General features: G+C 73.2%; 23 protein-coding genes. 14 read left to right on the top strand and 9 right to left on the bottom strand.

Annotated elements, in window-relative coordinates; all coding sequences use genetic code 11:
- Positions 1–14: 14 nt before the first annotated feature.
- Entirely contained in the window at positions 15–995 is a 981-nt protein-coding gene (locus OG896_RS32945) for an aldo/keto reductase (RefSeq protein WP_329371215.1), read from the bottom strand.
- A gap of 133 nt (positions 996–1,128) precedes the next feature.
- On the opposite strand from OG896_RS32945, the gene OG896_RS32950 reads away from it, so the two are divergent.
- Complete coding sequence (locus OG896_RS32950) at positions 1,129–2,184, top strand: LLM class F420-dependent oxidoreductase (protein ID WP_329371217.1); 1,056 nt, start codon at positions 1,129–1,131, stop codon at positions 2,182–2,184.
- 139 nt (positions 2,185–2,323) lie between these two features.
- Here OG896_RS32950 and OG896_RS32955 read toward each other — a convergent pair whose 3' ends face one another.
- Positions 2,324–2,911 carry a hypothetical protein gene (locus OG896_RS32955; protein WP_329371219.1) on the bottom strand — a complete coding sequence of 196 codons (588 nt, stop codon included), beginning with the start codon at positions 2,909–2,911 and terminating at the stop codon, positions 2,324–2,326.
- Positions 2,912–3,371: 460 nt separating this feature from the next.
- On the opposite strand from OG896_RS32955, the gene OG896_RS32960 reads away from it, so the two are divergent.
- From OG896_RS32960 to mshC, 4 genes are all read left to right on the top strand, one after another.
- A complete protein-coding gene (locus OG896_RS32960; RefSeq protein WP_329371221.1) occupies positions 3,372–4,130 on the top strand; it encodes a histidine phosphatase family protein in 759 nt (252 codons plus the stop codon).
- A 138-nt stretch (positions 4,131–4,268) separates the two neighbouring features.
- Positions 4,269–4,859 (top strand): DUF3090 domain-containing protein, encoded by a 591-nt coding sequence (locus OG896_RS32965; RefSeq protein ID WP_329371223.1) that lies wholly within the window; start codon positions 4,269–4,271, stop codon positions 4,857–4,859.
- A complete protein-coding gene (locus OG896_RS32970; protein ID WP_329371225.1) occupies positions 4,823–5,788 on the top strand; it encodes an SCO1664 family protein in 966 nt (321 codons plus the stop codon). The genes OG896_RS32965 and OG896_RS32970 overlap by 37 nt, the downstream gene beginning before the upstream one ends.
- Positions 5,789–5,893: 105 nt before the next feature.
- Complete coding sequence (mshC, locus tag OG896_RS32975) at positions 5,894–7,123, top strand: cysteine--1-D-myo-inosityl 2-amino-2-deoxy-alpha-D-glucopyranoside ligase (RefSeq protein ID WP_329371227.1); 1,230 nt, start codon at positions 5,894–5,896, stop codon at positions 7,121–7,123.
- A gap of 81 nt (positions 7,124–7,204) precedes the next feature.
- Here the strand turns inward: mshC and OG896_RS32980 are convergent, their stop codons facing one another.
- Both OG896_RS32980 and OG896_RS32985 read right to left on the bottom strand, forming a co-directional pair.
- A complete protein-coding gene (locus tag OG896_RS32980; RefSeq protein WP_329371229.1) occupies positions 7,205–8,185 on the bottom strand; it encodes a PAC2 family protein in 981 nt (326 codons plus the stop codon).
- A gap of 92 nt (positions 8,186–8,277) precedes the next feature.
- The gene (locus OG896_RS32985) at positions 8,278–9,300 is read right to left on the bottom strand and encodes a hypothetical protein (protein ID WP_329371231.1); all 1,023 of its coding nucleotides are present in this window, start codon (positions 9,298–9,300) and stop codon (positions 8,278–8,280) included.
- A gap of 154 nt (positions 9,301–9,454) precedes the next feature.
- On the opposite strand from OG896_RS32985, the gene OG896_RS32990 reads away from it, so the two are divergent.
- The 7 genes from OG896_RS32990 (at position 9,455) to OG896_RS33020 (ending at position 17,337) form a co-directional block, all read left to right on the top strand.
- The gene (locus OG896_RS32990) at positions 9,455–10,771 is read left to right on the top strand and encodes an L-fuconate dehydratase (protein WP_329371233.1); all 1,317 of its coding nucleotides are present in this window, start codon (positions 9,455–9,457) and stop codon (positions 10,769–10,771) included.
- Entirely contained in the window at positions 10,768–11,580 is an 813-nt protein-coding gene (locus OG896_RS32995) for an SDR family NAD(P)-dependent oxidoreductase (RefSeq protein WP_329371235.1), read from the top strand. The genes OG896_RS32990 and OG896_RS32995 overlap by 4 nt, the downstream gene beginning before the upstream one ends.
- Positions 11,581–11,724: 144 nt before the next feature.
- Positions 11,725–12,765, top strand: a complete 1,041-nt coding sequence (locus OG896_RS33000; RefSeq protein ID WP_328461980.1) for a sugar ABC transporter substrate-binding protein — start codon at positions 11,725–11,727, stop codon at positions 12,763–12,765.
- 3 nt (positions 12,766–12,768) lie between these two features.
- Positions 12,769–14,343 (top strand): sugar ABC transporter ATP-binding protein, encoded by a 1,575-nt coding sequence (locus tag OG896_RS33005; RefSeq protein WP_329371237.1) that lies wholly within the window; start codon positions 12,769–12,771, stop codon positions 14,341–14,343.
- Positions 14,340–15,377, top strand: coding sequence for an ABC transporter permease (locus tag OG896_RS33010; protein WP_328461978.1), 1,038 nt, complete (start codon positions 14,340–14,342; stop codon positions 15,375–15,377). The genes OG896_RS33005 and OG896_RS33010 overlap by 4 nt, the downstream gene beginning before the upstream one ends.
- Before the next feature lie 134 nt (positions 15,378–15,511).
- Positions 15,512–16,489, top strand: a complete 978-nt coding sequence (locus OG896_RS33015) for an aldo/keto reductase (RefSeq protein WP_329371240.1) — start codon at positions 15,512–15,514, stop codon at positions 16,487–16,489.
- An 8-nt stretch (positions 16,490–16,497) separates the two neighbouring features.
- Positions 16,498–17,337: an amidohydrolase family protein gene (locus tag OG896_RS33020; RefSeq protein ID WP_329371242.1), complete on the top strand. Its 840-nt coding sequence runs from the start codon at positions 16,498–16,500 to the stop codon at positions 17,335–17,337.
- A gap of 156 nt (positions 17,338–17,493) precedes the next feature.
- Here the strand turns inward: OG896_RS33020 and OG896_RS33025 are convergent, their stop codons facing one another.
- Together OG896_RS33025 and OG896_RS33030 are read right to left on the bottom strand one after the other, a co-directional pair.
- Complete coding sequence (locus OG896_RS33025) at positions 17,494–18,165, bottom strand: FadR/GntR family transcriptional regulator (RefSeq protein WP_329371244.1); 672 nt, start codon at positions 18,163–18,165, stop codon at positions 17,494–17,496.
- A 118-nt stretch (positions 18,166–18,283) separates the two neighbouring features.
- Positions 18,284–19,078 (bottom strand): AraC family transcriptional regulator, encoded by a 795-nt coding sequence (locus OG896_RS33030; protein WP_329371246.1) that lies wholly within the window; start codon positions 19,076–19,078, stop codon positions 18,284–18,286.
- 79 nt (positions 19,079–19,157) lie between these two features.
- Here OG896_RS33030 and OG896_RS33035 point away from each other — a divergent pair, with 79 nt between their 5' ends.
- Positions 19,158–19,754, top strand: a complete 597-nt coding sequence (locus OG896_RS33035; protein WP_329371248.1) for a TIGR03086 family metal-binding protein — start codon at positions 19,158–19,160, stop codon at positions 19,752–19,754.
- Complete coding sequence (locus OG896_RS33040) at positions 19,751–20,539, top strand: nucleotidyltransferase domain-containing protein (protein ID WP_329371250.1); 789 nt, start codon at positions 19,751–19,753, stop codon at positions 20,537–20,539. Before OG896_RS33035 ends, OG896_RS33040 begins: the two co-directional genes overlap by 4 nt.
- 15 nt (positions 20,540–20,554) lie before the next feature.
- Here the strand turns inward: OG896_RS33040 and OG896_RS33045 are convergent, their stop codons facing one another.
- The 3 genes from OG896_RS33045 to OG896_RS33055 form a co-directional block, all read right to left on the bottom strand.
- Positions 20,555–22,168 (bottom strand): glycerol-3-phosphate dehydrogenase/oxidase, encoded by a 1,614-nt coding sequence (locus tag OG896_RS33045; protein ID WP_328461971.1) that lies wholly within the window; start codon positions 22,166–22,168, stop codon positions 20,555–20,557.
- A gap of 8 nt (positions 22,169–22,176) precedes the next feature.
- Complete coding sequence (glpK, locus tag OG896_RS33050; protein ID WP_329374418.1) at positions 22,177–23,691, bottom strand: glycerol kinase GlpK; 1,515 nt, start codon at positions 23,689–23,691, stop codon at positions 22,177–22,179.
- 266 nt (positions 23,692–23,957) lie between these two features.
- Complete coding sequence (locus tag OG896_RS33055; RefSeq protein WP_329371252.1) at positions 23,958–24,812, bottom strand: MIP/aquaporin family protein; 855 nt, start codon at positions 24,810–24,812, stop codon at positions 23,958–23,960.
- Positions 24,813–24,853 lie beyond the last annotated feature (41 nt).

Genomic DNA, 24,853 nt, shown 5'->3' on the forward strand with positions numbered 1-24,853 from the left:
GCGACTCGCAGGACTCAGAGAGTGGTCCAGTCGTGGTCCGGGTAGCGGTGCAACGGCGCCGAGACGTCGTCAAGGGCCGAGCAGATCTCTTCCGGCAGCGTAAGGCCCTCCACCGACAGAGCGGCGCCGAGCTGCGCGGCGTTGCGCGCGCCGAGGATGGGCGCGGTGACGCCCGGCCGGTCCCGCACCCAGGCGAGCGCGACCTGCAGCGGCGACACGGCCAGGCCGTCGGCCGCTATGGCCAGCGCGTCCACGATCAGGCGGGCGGTGTCGTCGAGGTACGGCGCGACGAAGGCGGCCATGCCGGAGGAGCCGCCGCGCGAGTCCGCGGGGACGCCGTGCCGGTACTTCCCGGTGAGCACCCCGCGCCCGAGCGGCGACGACGGAAGCAGGCCCACGCCGAGGTCGACGGCCGCGGGCAGCACCTCGCGTTCGACGCCGCGCTGGAGCAGCGAGTACTCCATCTGCGTGCTGGCCAGCGGGGTGCGGCCGGGCGTGGCGAGCTGCCAGGACGCGGCCTTGGCGAGCTGCCAGCCGCAGAAGTTGGAGACCCCGACATAGCGGGCCCGGCCGCTGCTGACCGCGATGTCCAGGGCCTGGAGCGTCTCCTCCATCGGCGTGCCCGGGTCGTACGCGTGCACCTGCCACAGGTCGACGTGGTCCGTGCCGAGCCGCTGGAGCGAGGCGTCGAGGGCGGCGAGCAGGTGCCCGCGGGAGGTGTCGAAGCGCCGGTCGGGGTCGGGCACGCTGCCCGCCTTCGTGGCGATCACCAGGTCGGAGCGCGGCACCAGGTCCTCGATCAGCCGCCCGAGCAGGTACTCCGCGCCTCCGTCCGCGTACACGTCCGCGGTGTCGACCAGCGAGCCGCCCGCCTCCCAGAAGGACTTGAGCTGGTCGGCGGCGTCCCGCTCGCCCGTGTCGCGCCCCCAGGTGAGCGTGCCGAGTCCGAGCCGGGACACGCGCAGGCCGGTGCGGCCGAGATGCCTGTGCTCCATGACCGCTGAGGCTAGCGCCCGGCCCTCCAAATGGGGAGCAGTGACGTACCCGACAGGCGCGTTCGGCCGGACAAGGCGCTAAAGTCCGGGGGGACAACGACGTTACTGGCCAGTACGTACTAAGGGGAGCGGTATGCGGCTCGGGATCAACCTCGGCTACTGGGGCGCCGGCATGGACGCGGACAACCTCGCCGTCGCCCAGGAGGCCGACCGCCTCGGCTACTCCGTCTGCTGGGCCGCCGAGGCGTACGGCTCCGACGCGCCGAGCGTGCTGTCGTGGGTGGCCGCGCAGACCGAGCGGATCGACGTGGGCTCGGCGATCCTCCAGATCCCGGCCCGCACCCCGGCGATGACCGCGATGACCGCCGCCACCCTGGACTCCCTGACCGGCGGCCGGTTCCGGCTGGGCCTCGGCGTCTCCGGGCCGCAGGTCTCCGAGGGCTGGTACGGCGTCAAGTTCGACAAGCCGCTGGCCCGCACCCGCGAGTACGTCGAGATCGTCCGCAAGGCGATGTCCCGCGAGCGGCTGTCATACGAGGGCGAGCACTGGACGCTGCCGCTGCCCGGCGGCCCCGGGAAGGCGCTGCGGCTGACCGTGCACCCGCAGCGCGAGCACATCCCGCTGTACATCGCGGCGATCGGCCCGAAGAACCTGGAGCAGACCGGCGAGATCGCCGACGGCGCGCTGCTGATCTTCCCGTCCGCCGCGCACCTGGAGGACACCGCGATCCGCCCGCTGCGGGCCGGCCGGGAGAAGGCCGGGCTGACGATGGACGGGTTCGACGTGTGCCCGACGCTGCCGCTGGCGCTCGGCTCCGTGGCGGATCTGCCGAAGCTCGCGGACACCTTCCGGCCGTACACCGCGCTGTACGTCGGCGGGATGGGGAGCCGCAAGCAGAACTTCTACAACCAGCTGGCTCAGCGCATGGGGTACGAGCGGCAGGCCGCGGACATCCAGGACAAGTACCTGGCCGGGGAGAAGGACGCCGCCGCGGCGGCGGTGCCGCAGGAACTCATCGACTCCACTTGCCTGTTGGGGCCGGTGGAGCGGATCGCGGACCGCATGAAGGAGTACGCCGCCGCGGGCGTGACCACGCTCTCGCTGGCGCCTTCCGGGTTCAGCCTCGATGAGCGGGTCGCGGGGTTGCGGGCGGGGATCGAGGCTCTTTCGCTGGCGGGGCTGGGGTAACGCGACCGCCCGGGGGGCATGGTTGCGGAAGTGCCCGGACCACCTGTCGGTGCTGCGCTGGTCGCGCGGTCGTCCCCCCGGAGCTTCGCCTGGGAGGTGCCCCCACGCGCCCCTTGCCGGCTCCCGCTCTCCGTTGCCGTTACCCCGCCGGGACGAGGCGGCCCAGGAGGCGGCCGAAGTCGATGAGGCGGGCTATCTGGCCGGGGCCGCCGTCGTCGAGGGACTTGCTGAAGCGGAAGGACTCGGGCCGGATCTTCGCGGAGGCGACCGGCAGCGGAGAGTCCGGATCGGCCTGGGCCGCGGTGAGTTCGTGGGGCATCACGGTGGCGAGGACCAGGTAGACCCCGCGGTCGATGCGGCGCCCGCGCTCGTCGCGCCCGACGAGCGTGCGCATGCCGACGTGGCCGATCGCGTCCAGCGGGAGCACTTGCACGGAGGAGTCCAGCACGGTCCCGCCGGGCGCGTTCGCGTCGGCCAACTCCTCGCTGTGCCACAGGATCAGCCGCCGCCCGTCGCAGACCGCCGCCTCCTGCCACACCGACGCGCCGGCCTCGGTGAGGTCCACCACGCGCTCCAGCGTGAAACCCCGCACCCGGCGCCGGCCGAGCACCCCCGTGATCGCGTCCATCGCGATGTCCGGGTGCAGGAAGTACGCCCCCGCCGCGTCCTGCAGCCGGGCGTAAGGAGACCAGTCCGCTCCCGCGGTACCCACGCCCGGCTCGGTCATCGGGCGGCTCCTCGTCGCCTTGCTGAACATCTCCACCTGCTTCGCGGTCCCGACACGTCGGGCCGTCTCGACTCGACCCCTGCTGCACCCTACCCACGGGGAGTGACAGGCCGGGACCTGACCGCAAGGACAAGCAAACCGTAAGCGGCCGCCGGACGCACGGCTCTCGCCCTGCATGTAAAGCGGAGACAACGGGCCGTCAGGTACGAGCAAAACGCCGGAAGTGGTGAGCAAACGCGCTCGGAAAGCGGGACCCGGCGGGTGCGGCCGCCTCCCGGGGCCTTCCCGCCCTTCCGCGGCCCTCGCGTGGCCCGACTGCCGCCCGCCCGCCAGGCCCCCGGCTCGGCACGTGGACCGGCCGGTGACGTTCGCGGCCGTGGTGGGGGCTCGGGGGGATCTTCCCCGCCACGGCCGTCACCCAGCACAACGCGCGTCCCCGGAAGGGGTTACGGTGGCGGACATGCCCACCGTGATCCTCGTCCGGCATGGCCGTTCGACCGCCAACACCGACGGAGTGCTGGCCGGCTGGAGCCCCGGCGTCGCCCTCGACGACACCGGCCGTGCCCAGGCCACCGCGCTCGCCGCCCGGCTCGCCGCCCTTCCGCTGGCCGCCGTGGTGAGCAGCCCGCTGCAGCGCTGCCAGGAGACGGTCGGACCGCTGCTCGCCACCCGGCCCGAACTGCCCCTGCACACCGACGACCGGGTCGGCGAGTGCCACTACGGCGACTGGACCGGGCGGAAGATCCGCGAGTTGGCGGAGGAGCCGCTGTGGGCCACCGTCCAGCGGCACCCCTCCGCCGCCGTCTTCCCCGGCGCCGAGGGCGAGTCGCTGCGCGCGATGCAGGCCCGCGCGGTCGACGCCGTACGCGACTGGAACGCGCGGATCGAGGCCGAGCACGGCGCGGACGCGCTGTACCTGGTCTGCTCGCACGGCGACGTCATCAAGGCGCTGGTCGCCGACGCCCTCGGCACGCACCTCGACCTCTTCCAGCGGATCAACGCCGATCCCTGCTCGGTCACCGTCGTCCGCTACACCCCGCACCGCCCGTTCCTGCTGCGGCTCGGCGACACCGGCGACCTCACCGCGCTGATCCCCCCGCCGCCGGCCGAGGGCGCCGCGGACAGCACGCCCGGCGGAGGCTCGGCCGACGCCGCCCGCTCCAAGGGCCGGCTGGACCCGGGGGACGCCGTGGTCGGCGGTTCGACCGGCACCTCGTGATCGGCTTCCGCAGTAGGGTGGATGCCCGGTGGCCCGTGCCCTGACACGCCGCACGCGCGGCGCGGCACAGCCGTCACAGCAGCCGAGCAGCAGTCAAGCACCAGCACAGTCGATCAAGCCGAGCAAACGGAGCAGGACGTGCCCCGCCAGGTCTTCTTCTACGAACACCCGGAACGCTTCGTCGCCGGGACCGTCGGTCAGCCCGGACAGCGGACGTTCTTCCTCCAGGCCACCGCGTTGGGCCGGACCACGAGCGTGGCCCTGGAGAAGACGCAGGTGGCCGCGCTCGCCGAGCGGATCGACGAACTCCTCGACGAGGTGGTGCGCAGGACCGGTGGAAACGCCTCGGTCCCCGCCGTCGCCCCGACCGAGATGCTGGACGCCGCTCCGCTGGAGGTGCCGGTGGACGAGGAGTTCCGGGTCGGCACCATGGCGCTGGCGTGGGACGGCGCCCATGAGCGGATGGTCATCGAGGCGCAGGCCCTGGTCGAACTGGCCGGCGAGGACGAGGAGGACCTGGAGGCCGCCGAGGAGGAACTGCTCCAGGACGACGAGAACGGCCCGCCGCTGCTGCGGGTGCTGCTGACCGGCGCCCAGGCCCGTTCCTTCGCCAAGCGCGCGCTCGACGTGGTCTCCGCCGGCCGCCCGCCCTGCCCGCTGTGCAGCCTCCCCCTGGACCCGGAAGGACACGTATGCCCGCGCCAGAACGGGTACCGGAGGTCGGCCTGAGCACCGGCACGGACCCGCGGGCCGCCGTGGGCGCGGACGCGACCGCCGCCCCGGGTACGGACACCGGCACCGGGGTCGATCCACGCGACATCGAGGCGCTGCGCCACGGCGAACTGGCCGTACGCGGCCAGATCCGTGACGCCTCCAACGCCGTGCTGCTCTGCGAGAGCACGCACCAGGGCCGCACCGTCGCCTGCGTCTACAAGCCGGTCCGCGGTGAGCGGCCGCTGTGGGACTTCCCCGACGGCACCCTCGCCCAGCGCGAGGTCGCCACCTACCTCGTCTCCGAGGCCACCGGCTGGGGCCTGGTCCCGCCCACGGTGCTGCGCGACGGGCCGTACGGCGAGGGCATGGTGCAGCTGTGGATCGAGTCCGCGGCCGACGGCGGGAACGAGGACGGCAGTGGCGAGGACGGGGCCGACGGCGATGACGACGACGGCCAGGACGGGCCGGGCGCGCTGCTCGCGCTGACCGAGGACACCGAGCCGGCGCCGGGCTGGAAGGCCGTCGTCGAGGCCCGACTCGAAGGCGGCGGCACCGCGCTGCTCGTGCACGCCGACGACATACGCCTGCGCCGGCTGGCCGTCCTCGACGCGGTGGTGAACAACGCCGACCGCAAGGGCGGCCACCTCCTGCCCGCCGCCGACGGGCGGCTCTACGGCATCGACCACGGCGTGACCTTCCACACCGACGACAAGTTGCGGACGCTGCTGTGGGGATGGGCGGGCGAGCCCCTGCCGGCCGAGGCGGTAGCGGTCCTCACCCGGCTCGCCGTGGACCTCTCCGGCGCCCTCGGCGAGCGGCTGGGCACCCTGATCACCCCCGCGGAGACGGCCGCGCTGCGCTCCCGGGTCGACCGGCTGCTGGAAACCGGCGTCCACCCGGCCCCGTCCGGCGACTGGCCCTCGATCCCCTGGCCGCCGGTCTGACGGACTCCCCACCCGGGGGTGCGCCGTCCCGCCCGGTACGGCCGTGCCGGAAAGGCACCCATCCCAGCGGAAGTGGTCGACCACCGGCCCGGTTACCCTCGTCTCATGCATGCCTGGCCAGCTTCCGACGTCCCCGCCCTTCCGGGCACCGGACGCCCTCTTCGTCTGCACGACACGTCGACCGGTGGACTCGTCCCCATCGAGCCCGGTCCGGTCGCCCGCCTCTATGTCTGCGGGATCACCCCGTACGACGCCACCCACATGGGGCACGCGGCGACCTACAACGCGTTCGACCTCGTGCAGCGGGTGTGGCTCGACACGAAGCGCCAGGTCGAGTACGTGCAGAACGTCACGGACGTGGACGACCCGCTGCTGGAGCGCGCGGCGGACACCGGCGACGACTGGACCGCGCTCGCCGAGCGCGAGACCGCGCTGTTCCGCGAGGACATGACCGCGCTGCGGCTGCTGCCCCCGGCCCACTACATCGGGGCCGTCGAGGCCATACCCGGCATCGTGCCGCTGATCGAGCGGCTGCGGGAGACCGGCGCCGCGTACGACGTGGACGGCGACGTGTACTTCTCGGTCGAGTGCGACCCGCACTTCGGCGCGGTGTCCGGGCTCGACGCCGCCGCGATGCGGCTGCTCGCCGCCGAGCGCGGCGGCGACCCGGAGCGGCCGGGCAAGAAGAACCCGCTCGACCCGATGCTGTGGCGTGCCGAGCGGGACGGCGAGCCGAGCTGGGACGGCGCGTCCCTCGGGCGCGGGCGCCCCGGCTGGCACATCGAGTGCGTCGCGATCGCGCTGGACCACCTCGGGATGGGCTTCGACGTCCAGGGCGGCGGCTCCGATCTCGCCTTCCCGCACCACGAGATGGGCGCGTCGCACGCCCAGGTGCTCACCGGGGAGTACCCGTACGCCAAGGCGTACGTCCACGCCGGGATGGTCGCCCTGGACGGCGAGAAGATGTCCAAGTCCAAGGGCAACCTCGTCTTCGTCTCCGCGCTGCGCCGGGCCGGCGTCGACCCGGCCGCGATCCGGCTGGCGCTCCTCGCGCACCACTACCGGGCGGACTGGGAGTGGACCGACGACGTCCTCGCCGACGCCGTGGCCCGCCTCGGCCGCTGGCGCGAGGCCGTCTCCCGCCCCGACGGGCCGTCCGCCGACGCGCTGCTCGACGAGGTGCGAGCCGCTCTCGCGGACGACCTCGACGCGCCGCGCGCGCTCGCCGCCGTCGACGCCTGGGCGGTCACCCAGGCGTCGGAGGGCGGCACGGACCCGGGCGCACCCGGGCTCGTCTCCCGCGCGGTGGACGCGCTGCTGGGCGTGGCCCTCTAGGACCGCGTGCGCGGGGGTGACCGCCGTCCGGGAAGGCGGTCACCCCCCAGGGCGCGGCCCCTCTTACGCGCCGTCGGCCTCTTACTCGCTGTCGTCCTCGCCGTCGTCCTCGTCCTCGTCCTTGTCCGAGGAGGAGGACGAGGGGTTCGGGTCCTCCCGGGGCGCGGGTTTGCCGCGGAAGTGGGGGACGCCGTCAGTGCCTTCGCTGGACGCGTAGTCCCCGGGGTCCCGCCGCCTCAGATACCGCTCGAACTCCTTCGCGATGGCCTCGCCGGACGCCTCCGGCAACTCCGCGGTGTCCCGCGCCTCCTCCAGCGTCTGGACGTACTCCGCGACCTCGCTGTCCTCCGAGGCGAGCTGGTCGACGCCGACCTGCCAGGCGCGGGCGTCCTCGGGGAGCTCGCCCTGCGGGATGCGCAGGTCGAGCAGGTCCTCCAGGCGGTTGAGCAGGGCCAGCGTGGCCTTGGGGTTGGGCGGCTGGGAGACGTAGTGCGGCACCGCGGCCCACAGGCTCACCGCGGGGATGCCGGCGTGCGTGCACGCCTCCTGGAGGATGCCGACGATGCCGGTGGGGCCTTCGTACCGGGACTCCTCCAGGTTCATGGTGGTGGCCAGTTCGGCGTCGGAGGTGACGCCGGAGACCGGGACCGGACGGGTGTGCGGGGTGTCGCCGAGCAGCGCGCCGAGGATGACGACCATCTCGACGCCGAGTTCGTGCGCGAAGCCCAGGATCTCGTTGCAGAACGAGCGCCACCGCATGCTGGGCTCGATCCCGCGCACCAGCACCAGGTCGCGCGGCTTGGGCGACTGGATGCGGACCACCGACAGCCGGGTGGTCGGCCAGGTGATCTTGCGGGTGCCGCCGTCCATCCAGACCGTGGGCCGGTTGACCTGGAAGTCGTAGTAGTCCTCGGCGTCGAGCGCGGCGAAGACCTCGCCCTTGAACTCCCGGTCGAGGTGGTCGACCGCGGTGGAGGCCGCGTCCCCGGCGTCGTTCCAGCCCTCGAACGCGGCCACCATGACCGGATCGATCAGCTCGGGAACACCCTCCAGCTCGATCACCCAGCTTCTCCTTCCGGCGTACTCCTGCGTGCGGGAACCAGCCTACGGCGTAACGGACGGTGCGCCGCAGCCCGCGCCGTGACCGCTGCTCGTCACGGCGTGCCCCAGCCGGCCCGGTACGCCGCCCAGTCGGCGGGGTCGGCGGCGAAGTCGACGTACAGCGCGAGGCCGAAGGCGGCGCGGTCGCGGTCGGTGCGGGCGAGCGCCACCCGGGCGCCGCGCACCGCGGCCGGGACGGTCTCGGCGTAGCCGTGGTGGCCGATGGCCTCGGTGTGGTAACCGGGCAGCCCGATCAGGAGGTTGGTGGCCTTCGGGGTGACCTGCAACGCGAGGGAGGTCTGCTGCGCGATGTAGCCGCCGAACAGCGACGAGGCGGGCAGCGCGGTGTCGTAGGCCATCACCGCGATCTGGTCGACCCGCCCGGCGACCTGCCCGAAGTACCGCTGGGACCACCACTTCGGGTGGCTGAACGGCAGGTGGGAGACGGTGTGCAGGCCGGGCAGCGGGTCGATCTGGGGCACCGCGGCGGACAGCGGCACCCCGCGGGCGACGGTGAGCGCCCGCACCGTGTCGAGGGTGCGCAGAAAGCCGCCGTCGCCGGACGGCACCGGCTCCAGGTCGAGGTGGACGCCCGCGAAGCCGGCGTCGAGCACCTGCCGCGCCGAGTCGCGGATACGGGCGCGGACCGCGCTGTCGTCCAGACGCAGCCCGGGCGTGCCGCCGTGGGCGACGGTGTCGCCGAGCCACGCCTGGACGCGTACGCCGGGCAGTTCGCGGCGCACGTCGGCGAGGAACGCGGCCGCGGTGGGGTACAGGGCCGGGTCGAGGCTCCCGTCGGCCGAGAGCGGACCGGTGTGGACGTACAGGTCGTGGATGCCGCTGCCGCGCACCCGGTCGCGCAGCAGGGCGAGTTCGGCCGGTGTGCGGGTGCCGTCCACCCAGGCGTGGCCGAGCCAGACCGCGTCGTTGCCGCGGGTGCGGCCGGCGGCGGACGGGTCGCCGGCGTACTGCGCCCGCAGCGCGCCGCCCGCGCCGAGCATCGCCAGTACGGCCAGCGCGGTGCCGCCGATCACCGCACGTCGGAGCCACCGCAGCGCCGTACGCCGGGTCGGCATGCGTCTCACCAGCCACGACGCCAGCGGCCGCGCGCGTTGAGACATCCGATCTGTAATCGACAAAATTCGCGCTCCCCCCTGGACGAACCCCACCGCGCACGGCTATACATCGGATCATCGAAAAAAGATCCGATGTCTCGCGACGGGAGTGTGCATGAGTCCGACCATCACCGAGGTCGACGTGTACGACATCCGCTTTCCGACCTCGGAGCAGCTCGACGGCTCGGACGCCATGAACCCCGACCCCGACTACTCCGCCGCTTACGTGGTACTCCGTACCGACGCGCCCGGGGGCCTGGCGGGATACGGCCTGTGCTTCACGATCGGGCGCGGCAACGACGTCGTCGCCGCGGCGATCGCGACGCTCCGACCCTATGTGGTCGGGCGCACGGTGGACAGTGTCACCGGCGATCTCGGCGCCTTCTACCGGCTGCTCACCCACGACTCGCAACTGCGCTGGCTCGGCCCGGAGAAGGGCGTGATGCACATGGCGGCCGGCGCGGTCGTCAACGCCGCCTGGGACCTGGCCGCCCGCCAGGCCGGCCGCCCGGTCTGGGAGTTGCTGGCCGGGATGACCCCGGAGGAGATCGTCGACCTGGTCGACTTCCGGTATCTGAGCGACGCGCTGACCAGGGACGAGGCGCTGGAGATCCTCCGCCGCGCCGAACCCGGCCGCGCCGCGCGGGCCGAGGAGCTGCGCCGCCGCGGCTACCCCGCCTACACCACGGAGCCCGGCTGGCTCGGCTACTCCGACGAGAAGCTGACCCGGCTGGCGAAGGAGGCGGTGGCGGCCGGCTTCACCCAGATCAAGCTGAAGGTCGGCGCCGACCTCGACGACGACCTGCGGCGGATGCGGCTGGCCCGGGAGGCGGTCGGCCCCGGCATCCGGATCGCGGTCGACGCCAACCAGCGCTGGGACGTGGCCGAGGCCGTCGACTGGATGCGGGCGCTCGCGCCGTTCGAGCCGTACTGGATCGAGGAGCCGACCAGCCCCGACGACGTGCTCGCGCACGCCGCCGTGCGGGCCGGCCAGCCGATCCGGGTCGCCACCGGCGAACACGTCGCCAACCGGGTGGTGTTCAAGCAGCTGCTCCAGGCCGGCGCCGTGGACTTCGTGCAGATCGACGCGGCCCGGGTGGCCGGCGTCAACGAGAACGTGGCGATCCTGCTGCTCGCCGCCAAGTTCGGCGTGCCGGTCTGCCCGCACGCCGGCGGGGTCGGCCTGTGCGAACTCGTCCAGCACCTCTCGATGTTCGACTACGTAGCCGTCTCCGGCAGTTGGGACGACCGCATCATCGAGTACGTTCCCCACCTGCACGAGCACTTCACCGACCCGGTGGTGATGGAGAACGGCCGGTACCAGGCGCCCACCGCCCCCGGCTTCTCCGCCCGCATGGTCCCCGAGACCCTCACCGACTACCGCTACCCGGACGGCCCGGTCTGGGTGGCCCGACAGGAGCTCGCCCGATGACCGACACCCCCTCCCACGAGACCGCGACCGCCCTCCACCCGCAGGACCTGGCCGGGCTGACCGCCCTGGTCACCGGCGGCGCCTCCGGCATCGGGGCCGCCACCGCCCGGCTGCTGACCGCCCGCGGCGCGCGGGTCGCCGTCCTGGACCGCGACCCCTCCGGCGCGCCCGAGGGCACCGTCCCGGTCCGTGCCGACGTCAGCTCCGACCAGGCGGTCCAGGCGGCGGTGGCCGAGGCGGTGGGGGAGCTGGGCAGCCTGCACATCCTCGTCGGCAACGCCGGGATCGGCGCCGTCGGCACCGTCGAGGACAACGCCGACGACGAGTGGCAGCGGGTCATGGACATCAACGTCCTCGGCCTGGTGCGGGCCGCGCGCGCCGCGCTGCCGCACCTGCGCAAGGCCGCCGTGGCGCGGCCCGGCAGCGCCTCGATCACCCACACCTGCTCCATCGCGGCCACCGCGGGCCTGCCCCAACGGGCCCTGTACAGCGCCAGCAAGGGCGCCGTGCTCTCGCTGACCCTGGCGATGGCCGCCGACCACGTGCGCGAGGGCGTACGGGTCAACTGCGTCAACCCCGGCACCGCGGACACCCCGTGGGTCGGCCGGCTGCTCGACCAGGCCGACGACCCGGGCGCCGAGCGGGCCGCTCTCAACGCCCGGCAGCCGATGGGCCGGCTGGTCAGCGCCGACGAGGTCGCCGCCGCGATCGTCTACCTGGCGAGCCCGGCGGCGGCGAGCGTCACCGGAGCCTCCCTCGCCGTGGACGGCGGCATGCAGGGGCTGCGGCTGCGCCCGGCGGCCGACTAGCGCCACCAGCGCCACTCGCACCACCCGCATGACCCGCTCCATCCGCACAATCCGCACGACCCGCACGACCCGCTCCACCAGCTCCGCCCGCTCCACCCTTCGCAGAGCCGACATCACCCACACCCGGAAGGGCAGGACTCGACGATGAGACTGCGCACGACGACCGTGGCCGCCTGTGCCGCGCTGCTCGCGGTCACCGCGCTCGCGGGCTGCAACAGAGGCAGCGAAAGCAAGGCAGGAGGAAGTTCGGGCAAGGTGGGTATCGACCTGCCGCGCTCGGACAGCGACTTCTGGAACTCGTACAACGGCTACATCGAGAAGGACATCAAGGCCGGCGCGGTCTCCGCGCTGCCGCGCACCAACTCGCAGAACGACATCGGCAAGCTCGTCGCCAACGTGCAGAGCTTTGCCAACGAGGGCGCCAAGGCGATCGTGATGGCCCCGCAGGACACCGGTGCGATCGCCTCCACCCTCGACCAGATGGCGAAGAAGAAGATACCGGTGATCAGCGTCGACACCCGCCCGGACAAGGGGCAGGTGTACATGGTGGTGCGCGCCGACAACAAGGCGTACGGCACGAACGCCTGCAAGTACCTGGGCGCGCAGCTCAAGGGCAAGGGCAAGGTGGCCGAGTTCGAGGGCGACCTGTCCTCCATCAACGGCCGGGACCGCTCGGAGGCGTTCGCCTCCTGCATGAAGACCAACTTCCCCGGCATCAAGGTGATCCCGCTCGTCACCAACTGGGACGGCGCGACCGCGTCGGCCAAGCTGCAGACCACGCTGGCCTCCAACCCGGACCTCAACGGCCTCTACATGCAGGCCGGCGGCGTCTTCCTGCAGCCCACCCTCGCGCTGCTGAAGCAGAAGGGCCTGCTCAAGCCGGCCGGTACCGCGGGCCACATCACCATCATCTCCAACGACGGCATCCCGGAGGAGTTCAAGGCGATCAAGGCCGGCCAGATCGACGCGACGATCTCCCAGCCCGCCGACACCTACGCCAAGTACGCGCTGTACTACGCGAAGGCGGCCATGGCGGGCAAGACCTTCAAGCCCGGCCCGACCGACCACGGCTCGAACATCATCAAGATCCCGAACGGCCTGGAGGACCAGCTGCCGGCGCCGCTGGTGACCAAGGCCAACGTGGACGACCCCAGCCTGTGGGCCAACCAGCTCGGGAAGAGCTGACCCATGGCCGAGGCCGTACCGCCCGCCGCGGTCCACGCGGAGGGCATCGTCAAACGGTTCGGGGCCACCGTGGCCCTCGACCAGGTGGGCATCACCGTCGCGGCCGGCGACTCGCACGCGCTCGTCGGCCGCAACGGCGCCGGGAAGTCCACCCTCGTGTCCGTGCTGACCGGGCTTCAGCACCCGGACGCCGGCCAGGTCCGGTTCCAGGGCGAGCCGGCACCCGCGGCCGGCGACACCGCCGGCTGGCAGGCGAAGGTGGCGTGCGTCTACCAGAAGTCCATGGTGGTCCCGGACCTGACCGTCGCGGAGAACCTGTTCCTCAACCGCTTCGGCGGCGGGCGGATCAGGTGGTCGGCGCTGCGCACCCGGGCCCGCGACCTGCTGGGCGAGTACGGCGTCGACGTCGATCCCAACGCCCGGGCCGGCGATCTCACCGTGGAGCAGGGCCAGTTCGTGGAGATCGCCCGGGCGCTGTCCTTCGGCGCCCGCTTCATCATCCTCGACGAGCCCACCGCGCAGCTCGACGCGGCCGGCATCGACCGGCTCTTCACCAAGCTGCGCGAACTCCAGCGGCAGGGCGTGGCGTTCCTCTTCATCTCGCACCACCTGCAAGAGGTCTACGACCTGTGCACCACGGTCACCGTCTACCGCGACGCGCGGCACGTGCTGACCGCGCCGGTCGCGGAGCTCGGCAAGGACGCGCTGGTGGAGGCGATGACCGGGGAGGCGCCCGGCGGCAACGCGGCGTCCTGGCACGCGAAGTCGGCACCGTCCGGGGCCGTCTCCGGCAAGGACGGCCGCGGCGGCGAAGGTGGCGGTGACGGCGACGGCGCCGTGCTGCGGGCCGACGGCCTGTCCCTGGCGGACGCCTTCGAGCCGGTCGACTTCGCGGTCCGCCCGGGCGAGGTGCTGGGCCTGGCCGGGGCCACCGCGAGCGGCAACACCGCGCTCGGCGAGACCCTGGTCGGGCTGCGCAAGGCCACCACGGGCCGCACCCTGGTCGGCGGCAAGCCGGTCAAGCCCGGCAGCGTCCCGCACGCGCTGGGCGCCGGCATCGGCTACGTACCGGAGGACCGGCACCGCCAGGGCCTGGTCCTGAACCGCAGCGTCGCGGAGAACGCCACGCTGTCGGTGACCGACCAACTCGGCCCGTACGGAACGGTGTTGCCCGGCCGGACCAGGGCCTTCGCCCAGCGCATGATCAACTCGCTGGACATCAAGACCTCGGGGCCGGCCCAGCCGGTCTCCGACCTGTCCGGCGGCAACCAGCAGAAGGTCGTCATCGCCCGCGCGATGGCCCGCGAGCCGCGGGTGCTGGTGGCGATCCGGCCCACCGCCGGCGTCGACGTGAAGTCCAAGGACGCGCTGCTCGGCGTGGTGCGGGGGGTCGCCGACCGCGGCGACGCGGCCGTCATCGTCTCCGACGAACTGGACGACCTGCGGGTCTGCGACCGGGTGATCGCGCTCTTCCACGGGCGGGTGATCGCCGAGTTCGGCAGCGGATGGAGCGACCGGGACCTGGTCTCGGCGATGGAAGGGCTGCCCGCGGGCGGCCACGAGGAGACCGAGGAATGAGTGACGTGAGCCAGTTGACCGCGGAAGCGGCCGCCCCGGACCAGCCGAAGCGGGCCGTGGCGCGGCTCAGGGTCGCCAACTACCGCGACCTGTCCCTGATCCCGGTGATCTTCATCGTGGGCGTGGTCGGATTCATCGTCTCGCCCACCTTCCTGACCTCCGACAACCTGATCGGCGTCCTCCAGCAGTGCAGCGAGCTGAGCCTGCTGGTGCTCGGCGAGGCGATGATCCTGATCCTCGGCCGGATGGACCTGTCGCTGGAGTCCACCATCGGGGTGGCCCCGGTGATCGCCATGTGGCTGGTGATGCCCAGGACCGGCTCGGCGACCTACCACGGCATCGGGTTGCTGCCCGGCTGGACCTCGATCCCGATCTGCCTGCTGGTCGGCGTCGTGGTCGGCGGGTTCAACGGCTTCATGATCCTCAAACTGAGAGTCAACGGCTTCATCGCCACCCTCGGCATGCTCACCATGCTGCGCGGGCTGCAAGTCGGCATCTCCCAGGGCAAGTCCATCGTCGAGGTGCCCAAGTCCTTCTCGTACCTGGGCGGCGCGTCCTGGCTCGGCGCCCCCGCGGCGATCTGGATCTGCCTGGTGCTGTTCGTGGCCGGCGGACTCGCCCTCGGCTACCTGCGGCACGGCCGTGCGCTGTACGCCATCGGCGGCAACAAGGAGGCCGCCCGCGCGGCCGGCATCCGGGTCGACCTGATCACCTGGTCGGTGCTGGCCATCGCCTCGCTGCTCGCCGCCTTCGCCGGCATCCTCTACGTCGGCCACTACGGCGCGATCTCCTCCACCCAGGGCCAGAACTGGATCTTCCAGGTCTTCGCGGCCACCGTGATCGGCGGGATCAGCCTCAACGGCGGCCGCGGCACCCTCTTCGGCGCCCTCACCGGAGTGGTCGCCCTCCAACTCGTGGTGAACGTGATGACGCTCGGCGGGGTGCCGCCGCTGTGGAACCAGTTCCTCTACGGTGCGATCATCATCGTCGCCCTGATCATCTCCCGGTTCGCGAGCGGGGAACAGGAGGACTAGCCCGCAGTCAGCAGTCAGCAGTCAGCAGTCAGCAGTCAGCAGTCGGCCGGGGGCAGGCCGCCCCCGGCCGCTTCCGGCCGCCCCGCCCGGCCCCGGCACCGTACCGACGCACACCGCAAGGAGAGACCCACCCCATGCCCGTACCGGCACTGCCCCGGCTCGGCCTCGGCTGCGCCCCGCTGGCCAACCTCTACACCGCGATCACCGACGAGCAGGCCGAGGCCACGGTCGCGGCGGCGTTCGACACCTTCGGCGGGGACGTGACGTACCTCGACACCGCGCCGCACTACGGCATGGGCCGCTCCGAGGAACGGCTGGGCCGGGCGCTGGCCGGGCGGGACCGGGCGTCGTACCTGCTGTCGACCAAGGTCGGCCGGCGGCTGCGCGACCTCGGCCCCGGCGAGTCCCCGGACGAGCAGGGCTACGTCGACAGCCCCGCCCGGGCCCGGGAGTGGGACTTCACCGCGGACGGCATCAACGCCACCCTGGAGGGCTCGCTGAAGCGCCTCGGCGTGGACAGCGTGGACATCGTCTACCTGCACGACGTCGAGGACCACCTGCGCGAGGTCCGCACCAGCGGCTTCCCGGCGCTCGCCGCCCTGCGCGACCAGGGCGTGGTCAAGGCGATCGGCTTCGGCATGAACTACAGCGGGGTGATGGCCGGCCTCGTCGCCGATCTCGACGTCGACGTGGTGCTGTGCGCGGGCCGTTGGACGCTGCTGGAGCGCACCGCGTACGACGACCTGCTGCCGGTCTGCGAGCGGCGCGGCACCCAGGTGGTGGTCGGCGGCGTCTACAACTCCGGTCTGCTCGCCGACCCCAGGCCCGGCGCCCACTACAACTACGAGGCCGCGCCGACCGACCTGATCGAGCGGGCCCAGCACATTCAGCGGGTCTGCGCGGAGTTCGGGGTGCCGCTGCGGGCGGCCGCACTGCGCTACCCCTTCGCGCACCCCTCGGTGGTCTGCGCGGTGGTCGGCGCGGCCAACGAGGCCGAAGTCCGGGACAACGCGGCCCTGTTCGACCACGCGATCCCCGACGACCTGTGGCACGCGCTCGTCGAGCGGGGACTGCTCGACGCGGACGTGCCCCTGCCGCTGACGGGGAAGTGAGCGCACCCATGCGAATCGACGCGCACCACCACCTGTGGGACCTCGGCCGCCGCCCGCAGCCCTGGCTGAAGGGCGACGCCCTCGAACCCATCAACCGCACCTTCGCGCTGCCCGAGTTGGCGCCGCTGCTCGACGCCCACGACATCGCCGCGACCGTCGTCGTGCAGTCCAGCTCCTCGCTCGACGAGACCCGCGAGCTGCTCGCCATCGCCCGCGGTTCGCACGGCCGGATCGCCGGGGTGGTCGGCTGGGCCGACCTCGCCGACCCCGACGGGCTGCCCGCGGTGCTCACCGAACTCGCCGCGGCCGGACCGCTGGTCGGCATCCGCCACCAGATCCAGGACGAGGCCGACCCGCAGTGGCTGGACCGGCCCGACATCCGCGCCGGGCTGCGCGCCCTGGGCGCCGCCGGTCTTGCCTACGACCTGCTCGTCACCCCGCGCGAACTGCCCGCGGCGCTCGCCGCCGTCGAGGAACTGCCCGAGGTGCGCTTCGTGCTGGACCACGCCGGCAAGCCGCCGATCGCGGCGGGGGAGTGGGAGCCGTGGGCCGAGCAGATCGCCGGCATCGCCGACCACCCCAACGCGATGTGCAAGCTGTCCGGGCTGATCACCGAGGCCGACTGGGATTCCTGGCGGCCCCAGGACGTCCTGCCCTACGCCCGGCACGTGCTGGCGGCCTTCGGCTCCGACCGGGTGCTGTTCGGCTCCGACTGGCCCGTGTGCACCCTCGCCGGCCGCTACTCCGACGTGTTCGCGCTCGCGGAGCAGGCGACGGCCTCCCTGACCCCGGAGGAACGCGAGGCGGTGCTGGGCGGCAACGCCATCCGTGCGTACGGGTTGGCCTGAACCCCCGGGGTGCCCGGTCCTCGCCGTTGGGGACCTCGCGGTCCGCGGTGGCCGGTCGCGCGGTTCTCCCCCTTCACCGGGAGCTGCCCCCACGCGCCCCTGATGTGGTGCGGCTCCTTCGGCGGAAGGAGCCGCACCACATCAGGGGCACCGCTTTCACAGGGTGGAGCGGAGCCACTGCTCGACGCTGGCGACGTGGACCGTTGCCCAGGACCGCGCCGCCTCGGCGTCGCGGTCGCGCAGCGCCGCCAGGATCGCCCGGTGCTCGTGCAGCGTGCGGCTGACCGCGTCCTCCTGGGTGAGCCCGCGCCAGACCCGGGCGCGGGTGGTCGGACCGGAGAGCCCGTCGAGCAGCGAACAGAGCACGGAGTTGCCGGAGCCCTGCACGATGCCGCGGTGGAAGTCCAGGTCCGAGGCGACCAGTTGCTCCACGGACGGGGTGGGGCCGAGGGCGTCCAGCTTGCCCTCCAGCACGTCGAGGGCCTCCGGGGTGATCCGTACCGCCGCCATCGCGGTGGCCGCCGGTTCGAGGATGCGCCGCACCGCGAGGAACTCCAGCACCGTGTCGTCCCGGTGGAAGTCCACCACGAAGCTCAGCGCCTCCAGCAGCAGCTGGGGGTCGAGGCTGGTGACGTAGGTGCCGTCGCCCTGGCGCACGTCGAGGATGCGGATCAGCGACAGCGCGCGCACCGCCTCGCGCAGGGAGTTGCGGGACAGGCCCAACTCGGCCGCGAGCTCGCTCTCCTTGGGCAACCGGTCTCCCGGCCGCAGCGCCCCCGAGACGATCATGTCCTTGATCTTCTCGATCGCCTCATCCGTGACCGCCATCCGGGCCCTCCCCAGTTCCACATCTCCTGGCACCACGCCGTGCCAGACCTCCGATGTATCTCCATTATGAGCCACAACCCCGCCCCGTCCTAACGGTCGCCCCCACCAGTTCCGCGGATCACCGCCCGGCGTAGTGCGTCGGCGGTACTCCGGTGGCAGCGGTGAAGTCGCGGATGAAGTGCGACTGGTCCGCGTAGCCGAGCTCGGCGGCGAGCGCCGGCCAGTCGAGCCGGGTGCCCTCGTCGGCCCGCGCGGCGGCTTCGTGCAGCCGGGCCCGGCGCAGTACCCACTTCGGCGACGCTCCGACGTATTCGGCGAACAGCCGCTGGAGGCGCCGCACCGGCAGTCCCGACTCGCGGGCCACCGCGTCCACCCGCAGGGTGCCGGGGTCGGCGGTGAGGCGCTCCACGAGCGCGCCCGCCCGCGCGACCCGGGGATCGGGCACCGCGGGCAGGAACCCGAGCAGGAAGCGGTCCACCGCCGCGGACATCGCGTCCAGGTCCTCCATCGCCAGCACCTCCCGGCCCAGCGCCCGCGCCTCGGCCCCGAAGTACTCGGCGGCGGGCACCGAGCGGTCCACCAGCTCCGCCACCGGCCCCCGGGCGAACGGCCGGAAGGCCCCCGCCCGGAACCGCACCCCGAACGCCTGCCCCCGCCCGTGCAGCACCCGCCGGTACAGCGCCCGCTGCACCCCGTACACCAGCGGCACCGGCTCCTCGAAGACCAGGTGCACGTTCGGGTGCGCGAGCACGTCCTGCACATGGTCGGGCCGGCCGCGCAGGTCCCAGCGCGGGTTCCAGTAGTACTCGACGTACGGCGCGAGGGCGGCGGCCGGCGGGTGCAGCGGGACCGTGAGGTGGGCCGCGGCCGTCGCCGGCCGCAGCACCCCGCGCCCCATCCCGTGCCTGCTCATGGCCCCAGCCTAGGAAGCCGCGGGCCGCCTGTCGCGTTTGTTCAAGACCGGCCGCGCGCCGCGTCCTAGCGTCGGAGCCATGAACGCCATCGACTCGCACCGCACCGTCCACCCGCGGCTCGCCGACGCCGCCGCCGAGGCCGCCCGGATCACCGCGGCGGTCACGCCCGGGCAGCTCACCGGCCCCACGCCCTGCCCCGAGTACGACACCCGCGCCCTGGCCAACCACCTCGTCGCGTACACCGGCCTCGGCATGGAGCTGCGCGCACGCCGCGAGCCGCACCCCGACGACCTGGCCACCCGCGACTTCACCGCGGAACCGGAGTGGGCCGCGGCGTACGCGCGGCAGCTCGACCGCGCGGTGGCCGCGTGGGCCGAACCCGCCGCGTGGGAGGGCGAGATCCCGATGGGCGAGGCGGCCATGCCGGCCGACGCCACCGCGCGCATGCTCTTCCTCGAACTCGCCCTGCACGGCTGGGACCTCGCCAGGGCCACCGGCCAGGACTACCGCGCCGGCGACGCCACCGCGCGGCTGCTGCGCGACGTGGTCGGGGAGTTCGCCGACATGTACCGCCAGTACAAGGGGTTCGCCGAGCCGGCCACGACCCGGCCCGGCGCCACCGCGCTGGAAATCGCTGTCGCGGCATCCGGCCGGGACCCATACTGGCGCGCGTGATCCAGTACGAACTGATCGACCGGGTGCGGGCGCTGTGCCGCGCCGACGAGACCATCCGCGCGGCCCTGATGTACGGCTCCTTCGCGGCGGGCGAGGGCGACCCGCACAGCGACGTCGAGTTCTGGCTGTTCCTCGACCCGAAGGCGCGCGCCGCCCTCGACCCCGCCGCCTGGTGCGCCGAGGTCGCCCCGGTCCACCTCGTGCTGCGCAACGAGTTCGGCACCCATGTGGCGCTCTTCCCCGGGCCGGTGCGCGGCGAGTTCCACTTCGCCACCACCGAGGACATCGCGTCGGTGGGGGAGTGGCCGGCCCGGGGCGCGGCGGTCGACGCGATGGTCGTGGTGGACCGCGACGGGGCGCTGACCCCGGTGCTCGCCGGGCTGCCCGAGCAGGCGGTACTGCCCGCCGGGGCCGACGAGATCGCCGACCTGTGCGGGCGGTTCGCGAACTGGATGGTGCTCGCCGCCCACGTCACCGCCCGCGGCGAGCGGCTGCGCGCCCAGGACGCCCTCGCGCACGCCGCCCGCCACCTGCTGTGGATGGCCCGCCTCGCCGAGCACAGCACCGCGCACTGGCTCACCCCGTCCCGCGCCGCCGAGGCCGAACTGCCGCGCCGTACGGTCGACGCGGTCGCCGCCGGCACCCTCGCCGACCTGTGGCGGGAGGGCCGGGAGCGCTGGCTGACCCTGCTGGAGCGGATCGGCCACCCGCGCCCCGCCGCCCTCCTGGCGGAACTCGACGCGCTGCTGACCCCCGGGTCCGCGCTCCCGCCCGCCAACGGCTGAACGAGGGCCGCGCGCTCAGTCCCTGCGCGCCCGCAGGATGCGCTCGACCCCTGCTCGTACCTCCGGGGTGTCCAGGCCGCGGATGGTGAGGGTGGTCCGGCGGCGCAGCACGTCGTCCACGTCGTACGCCCACTCGTGGTCGCGGGCGTAGACCACCTGCGCCCAGATCTCCGGGGCGTCCGGGTGGATGCGCGTCGCCAGCGCCGGGTCCTCGTTGGCGAGGCGGGCGATGTCGAAGGCGAGCGATCCGTAGTGCCCGGCGAGGTGGCCCGCGGTGTCGCCGGCCATCCGCGGGCCGGGCGCGATGCCGTCCACGACCAGCCGGTGCGCGACCGCGCCGGGGCTGGCGAACCCGGGCAGCGGGGCGTGCCTGGGCAGCCGGTCCAGCGGCTCCATGTCGTCGGCGAGCGGGTGCCCGGGCAGTTCCGCGAGCTTCGCCAGCACCGTGCGGCCGATGTGCCGGAAGGTCGTCCACTTGCCGCCCGCGACCGACAGCATGCCGCCGCGGCCCTCGGTGACCACCGTCTCCCGCTTCGCCTTCGCGGTGTCGCCGGGGCCGCCGGGCAGCACCCGCAGCCCGGCGAAGGAGTACGTGATCAGGTCCCGGGTGAGCTGCCGGTCCCGGACCGAGAAGGCCGCCTCGTCCAGGATCTGGGCGATGTCGGCCTCGGTGACCGCCACCTCGCCCGGATCACCTTCGTACGCCTCGTCGGTCGTGCCGAGCAGCAGCATGCCCTCCCACGGCAGCGCGAAGGTGATCCGGTACTTGTCGATCGGCGTGGCCAGCGCGGCCCGCCACGGCGAGGTCCGCTTCAGCACCAGGTGGGCGCCCTTGGACAGCCGGATCGACGGGTCCGCGGCCGCGTCCTCCATCCGCCGCAGGTGGTCCACCCACGGGCCGGTCGCGTTGAGCACCAGCCGCGCGTCCACGCCGAACTCGGTGCCGTCGGTGCGGTCGCGCAGATCCGCGCCGGTCACCCGGCCGCGGGTGAAGCGCAGCCCGGTGACCTCGGCGTGGTTGAGCACGGTCGCGCCCGCGCCGACCGCGGCCCGCACCGTCATCAGCGCCATCCGGGCGTCGTTCATCTGCCCGTCCTCGTAGACCGCGACCGCGCGCAGGTCGTCGGTGCGCAGTTCGGGCACGTCGCGGGCGGCCCTGGCCGGGCTGATGACGTGCCCGACGCCGTCGCGGAAGGCGGACAGCGCGGAGTACGCGAACACGCCCGCGCCGAGCTTGGCCGCGCCGTGCGGACCGCCCTTGTACACCGGCAGGTAGAAGGTGAGCGGGTTGGCCAGGTGCGGCGCCACGTCCCGGGAGACCGCGCGCCGTTCGACGTGGTTCTCGGCGACCAGCCGCACCGCTCCGGTCTGGAGGTAGCGCAGGCCGCCGTGCAGCAGCTTGGAGGAGGCGGAGGAGGTGGCGCCGGCGAAGTCGCCGGCGTCCACCATCGCCACCCGCAGTCCCGACTGGGCGGCGTGCCAGGCGGTGGTGATGCCGAGGATGCCGCCGCCGATCACCAGCAGGTCGTACGTGGCGTGCCCGAGCAGGTCGCGGGTCTGGGCCCGCCCGGGGTTCGCGCCGGCGGTCGGGTGCGTCCCCAGGGCGGGGACGCGTTGCAGGGTGGTCATGGCGTTTCTCAGTGCTCCTCTTCTTCGATCCAGCCCATGGTCCGGGTCACGGCCTTGCGCCAGTTGTGGTACTCGCGGTCCCGGTCGGCGTCGGCCATCCGGGGCGTCCACTCCGCTGCCCGCTTCCAGTTGGCGCGCAGCGCGTCGGTGTCCGGCCAGAAGCCGACCGCGAGGCCGGCGGCGTAGGCCGCGCCCAGGCAGGTGGTCTCGGCGACCATGGGGCGCACCACGGGTGCGGCCAGCACGTCGGCGAGGGTCTGCATGAGCAGGTTGTTGGAGGTCATGCCGCCGTCCACCTTCAGGGCCGCCAGCTCGACGCCGGAGTCCTTGGTCATCGCGTCGGCGATCTCGCGGGTCTGCCAGGCGGTCGCCTCCAGGACGGCGCGGGCGATGTGCGCCTTGGTGACGTAGCGGGTCAGCCCGGCGATCACCCCGCGGGCGTCGTCCTGCCAGTAGGGCGCGAACAGCCCGGAGAAGGCCGGCACGAAGTAGGCGCCGCCGTTGTCCTCGACGGTCAGCGCCAGCGTCTCGATCTCGGCCGCCGTGCTGATCAGGCCCATCTGGTCGCGCATCCACTGCACCAGGGCGCCGGTGACCGCGATCGACCCCTCCAGCGCGTAGACCGGGGCGGCGTCGCCGATCCGGTAGCCGACCGTGGTGATCAGGCCGTTGCGGGAGTCGACCGGGGTCTCGCCGGTGTTGAGCAGCATGAACGTGCCGGTGCCGTAGGTGGACTTGGCCTCGCCCGGCGAGAAGCAGGTCTGGCCGAAGAGCGCGGCCTGCTGGTCGCCGAGCGCGGAGGCCACCGGGACGTCCGACAGGCCGCCGATGTCCGCGGTGCCGTAGACCTCGGAGGAGGAGCCGATCCGGGGCAGCACCGCGGCCGGCACGCCGATCGCGTCGAGGATGTCCTGGTCCCAGTCGAGGGTGCGCAGGTCCATCAGCAGCGTGCGGGAGGCGTTGGTGACGTCCGTGACGTGCACGCCGCCGTTCGCTCCGCCGGTGAGGTTCCAGATCACCCAGGAGTCCATGGTGCCGAAGAGGATGTCGCCGGCCTCGGCCCGCTCCCGCAGGCCGTCCACGTGGTCCAGCAGCCAGCGGATCTTGGGGCCGGCGAAGTACGACGCGAGCGGCAGCCCGGTGGTGGCGCGGAACCGGTCCTGGCCGACGTCCCGGCCCAGTTCGCGGCAGAGCGTGTCGGTGCGGGTGTCCTGCCAGACCAGCGCGTTGTGCACCGGCTCGCCGGTGTGCCGGTCCCACAGCAGCGTGGTCTCGCGCTGGTTGGTGATGCCGATCGCCTTGACGTCGGCGGGCTGGAAGCCGGGGATGTCCTGGGCGGCCTTGCGGATGGCGCCGGCCACCACCTCCTGGACGTTGGTCCAGATCTCGGCGGCGTCGTGCTCCACCCAGCCCGGCTTGGGGAAGATCTGCTCGTGTTCCTTCTGGTCGACGGCGACGATCCGGCCGTCCCGGTCGAAGACGATGCAGCGGCTGGACGTGGTGCCCTGGTCGATGGCCGCGATGAACGGCCCGGAGCCGTGGGAGGAGCCGGCGGAGCCGCCGGCGGCCTGGGTGGCGGAGGCGGTGCCGGCGGCGGTGTCGGTGCCGGTCGGGGTGTCGGTCACGGTGAGCTCCTGCTGGGTCTGGCGTCCTGTGCGGGCGGGTCTTGGCGAGGCGGTGGGCGAGGGCCGGCACGCGGTGCGCGGTGCGCGGCGGGTGGTGCGGGTCGGTACGGCGGCCGCGGTACGTCCGTACGGCGCGGGTCGCACCGTACGGACGCGGGTCCGCGCTACATGAAGGCCAGCCTGTACAGCCCGCCCGCGATCGCGGCGCCGACAAGCGGGCCGACCACCGGAATCCACGCGTATCCCCAGTCCGATCCGCCCTTGTTGGGCAGCGGCAGCAGCGCGTGCACGATCCGCGGGCCGAGGTCGCGCGCCGGGTTGATCGCGTACCCGGTGGGGCCGCCGAGCGACAGGCCGATGCCGACCACGAGCAGCGCGGTGAGCAGGATGCCCGTGCCGTTGAGGGCCAGGCCCTTGGTCATGCCCTGGGTGAGGATGAACAGCACCAGCACCGCGGTGGCGATGATCTCGGTGAGCAGGTTCTGCACCGGATTGCGGATCTCCGGGCCGGTGGAGAAGATGCCGAGCACCGGGCCGCCGGGCTGCGCCTGGTTGCCGGTGGTGGGCCCGGCCGGGTCGGCCTTCGGCGCGGACGCGGTGCCGGCCGCGTCGCCGGACGCGTCGCCGGTCCCGCCCTCGGCCGGGGCGGCCGGCGCGCCCACCACCGCGGGGTCGGTCAGATGCGCGTGGAACTGCCCGAGGTAGGCCGCCCAGACCAGCACCGCGCCGATGATCGCACCGCCGAACTCGCCGATCAGGTAGTAGGGCATGGTGCTCCAGTCGCCGGTCTTGATGGCGATGCCCAAGGTGACGGCCGGGTTGAGCTGGCCGCCCGAGTAGCCGTTGGCGATGTAGGCGCCGCCCAGCACCGCGAGGCCCCAGCCGAAGGAGATCGCCACCCAGCCGGCGTCCTTGGCCTTGGATCTCTTGAGCGTCACCGCGGCGCAGACGCCGCCGCCGAGCAGGATCAGAACGGCGGTACCGAAGAGCTCGCCGATGACTATGTGGCCGTTGGACACGTCGACTCCTTTGTCCCAGTCCCTGAGCCGCGATCCGACTT

Origin of the sequence: Streptomyces sp. NBC_00669 (assembly GCF_036226785.1) — a bacterium.
Taxonomy (GTDB): Bacteria; Actinomycetota; Actinomycetes; order Streptomycetales; family Streptomycetaceae; genus Actinacidiphila.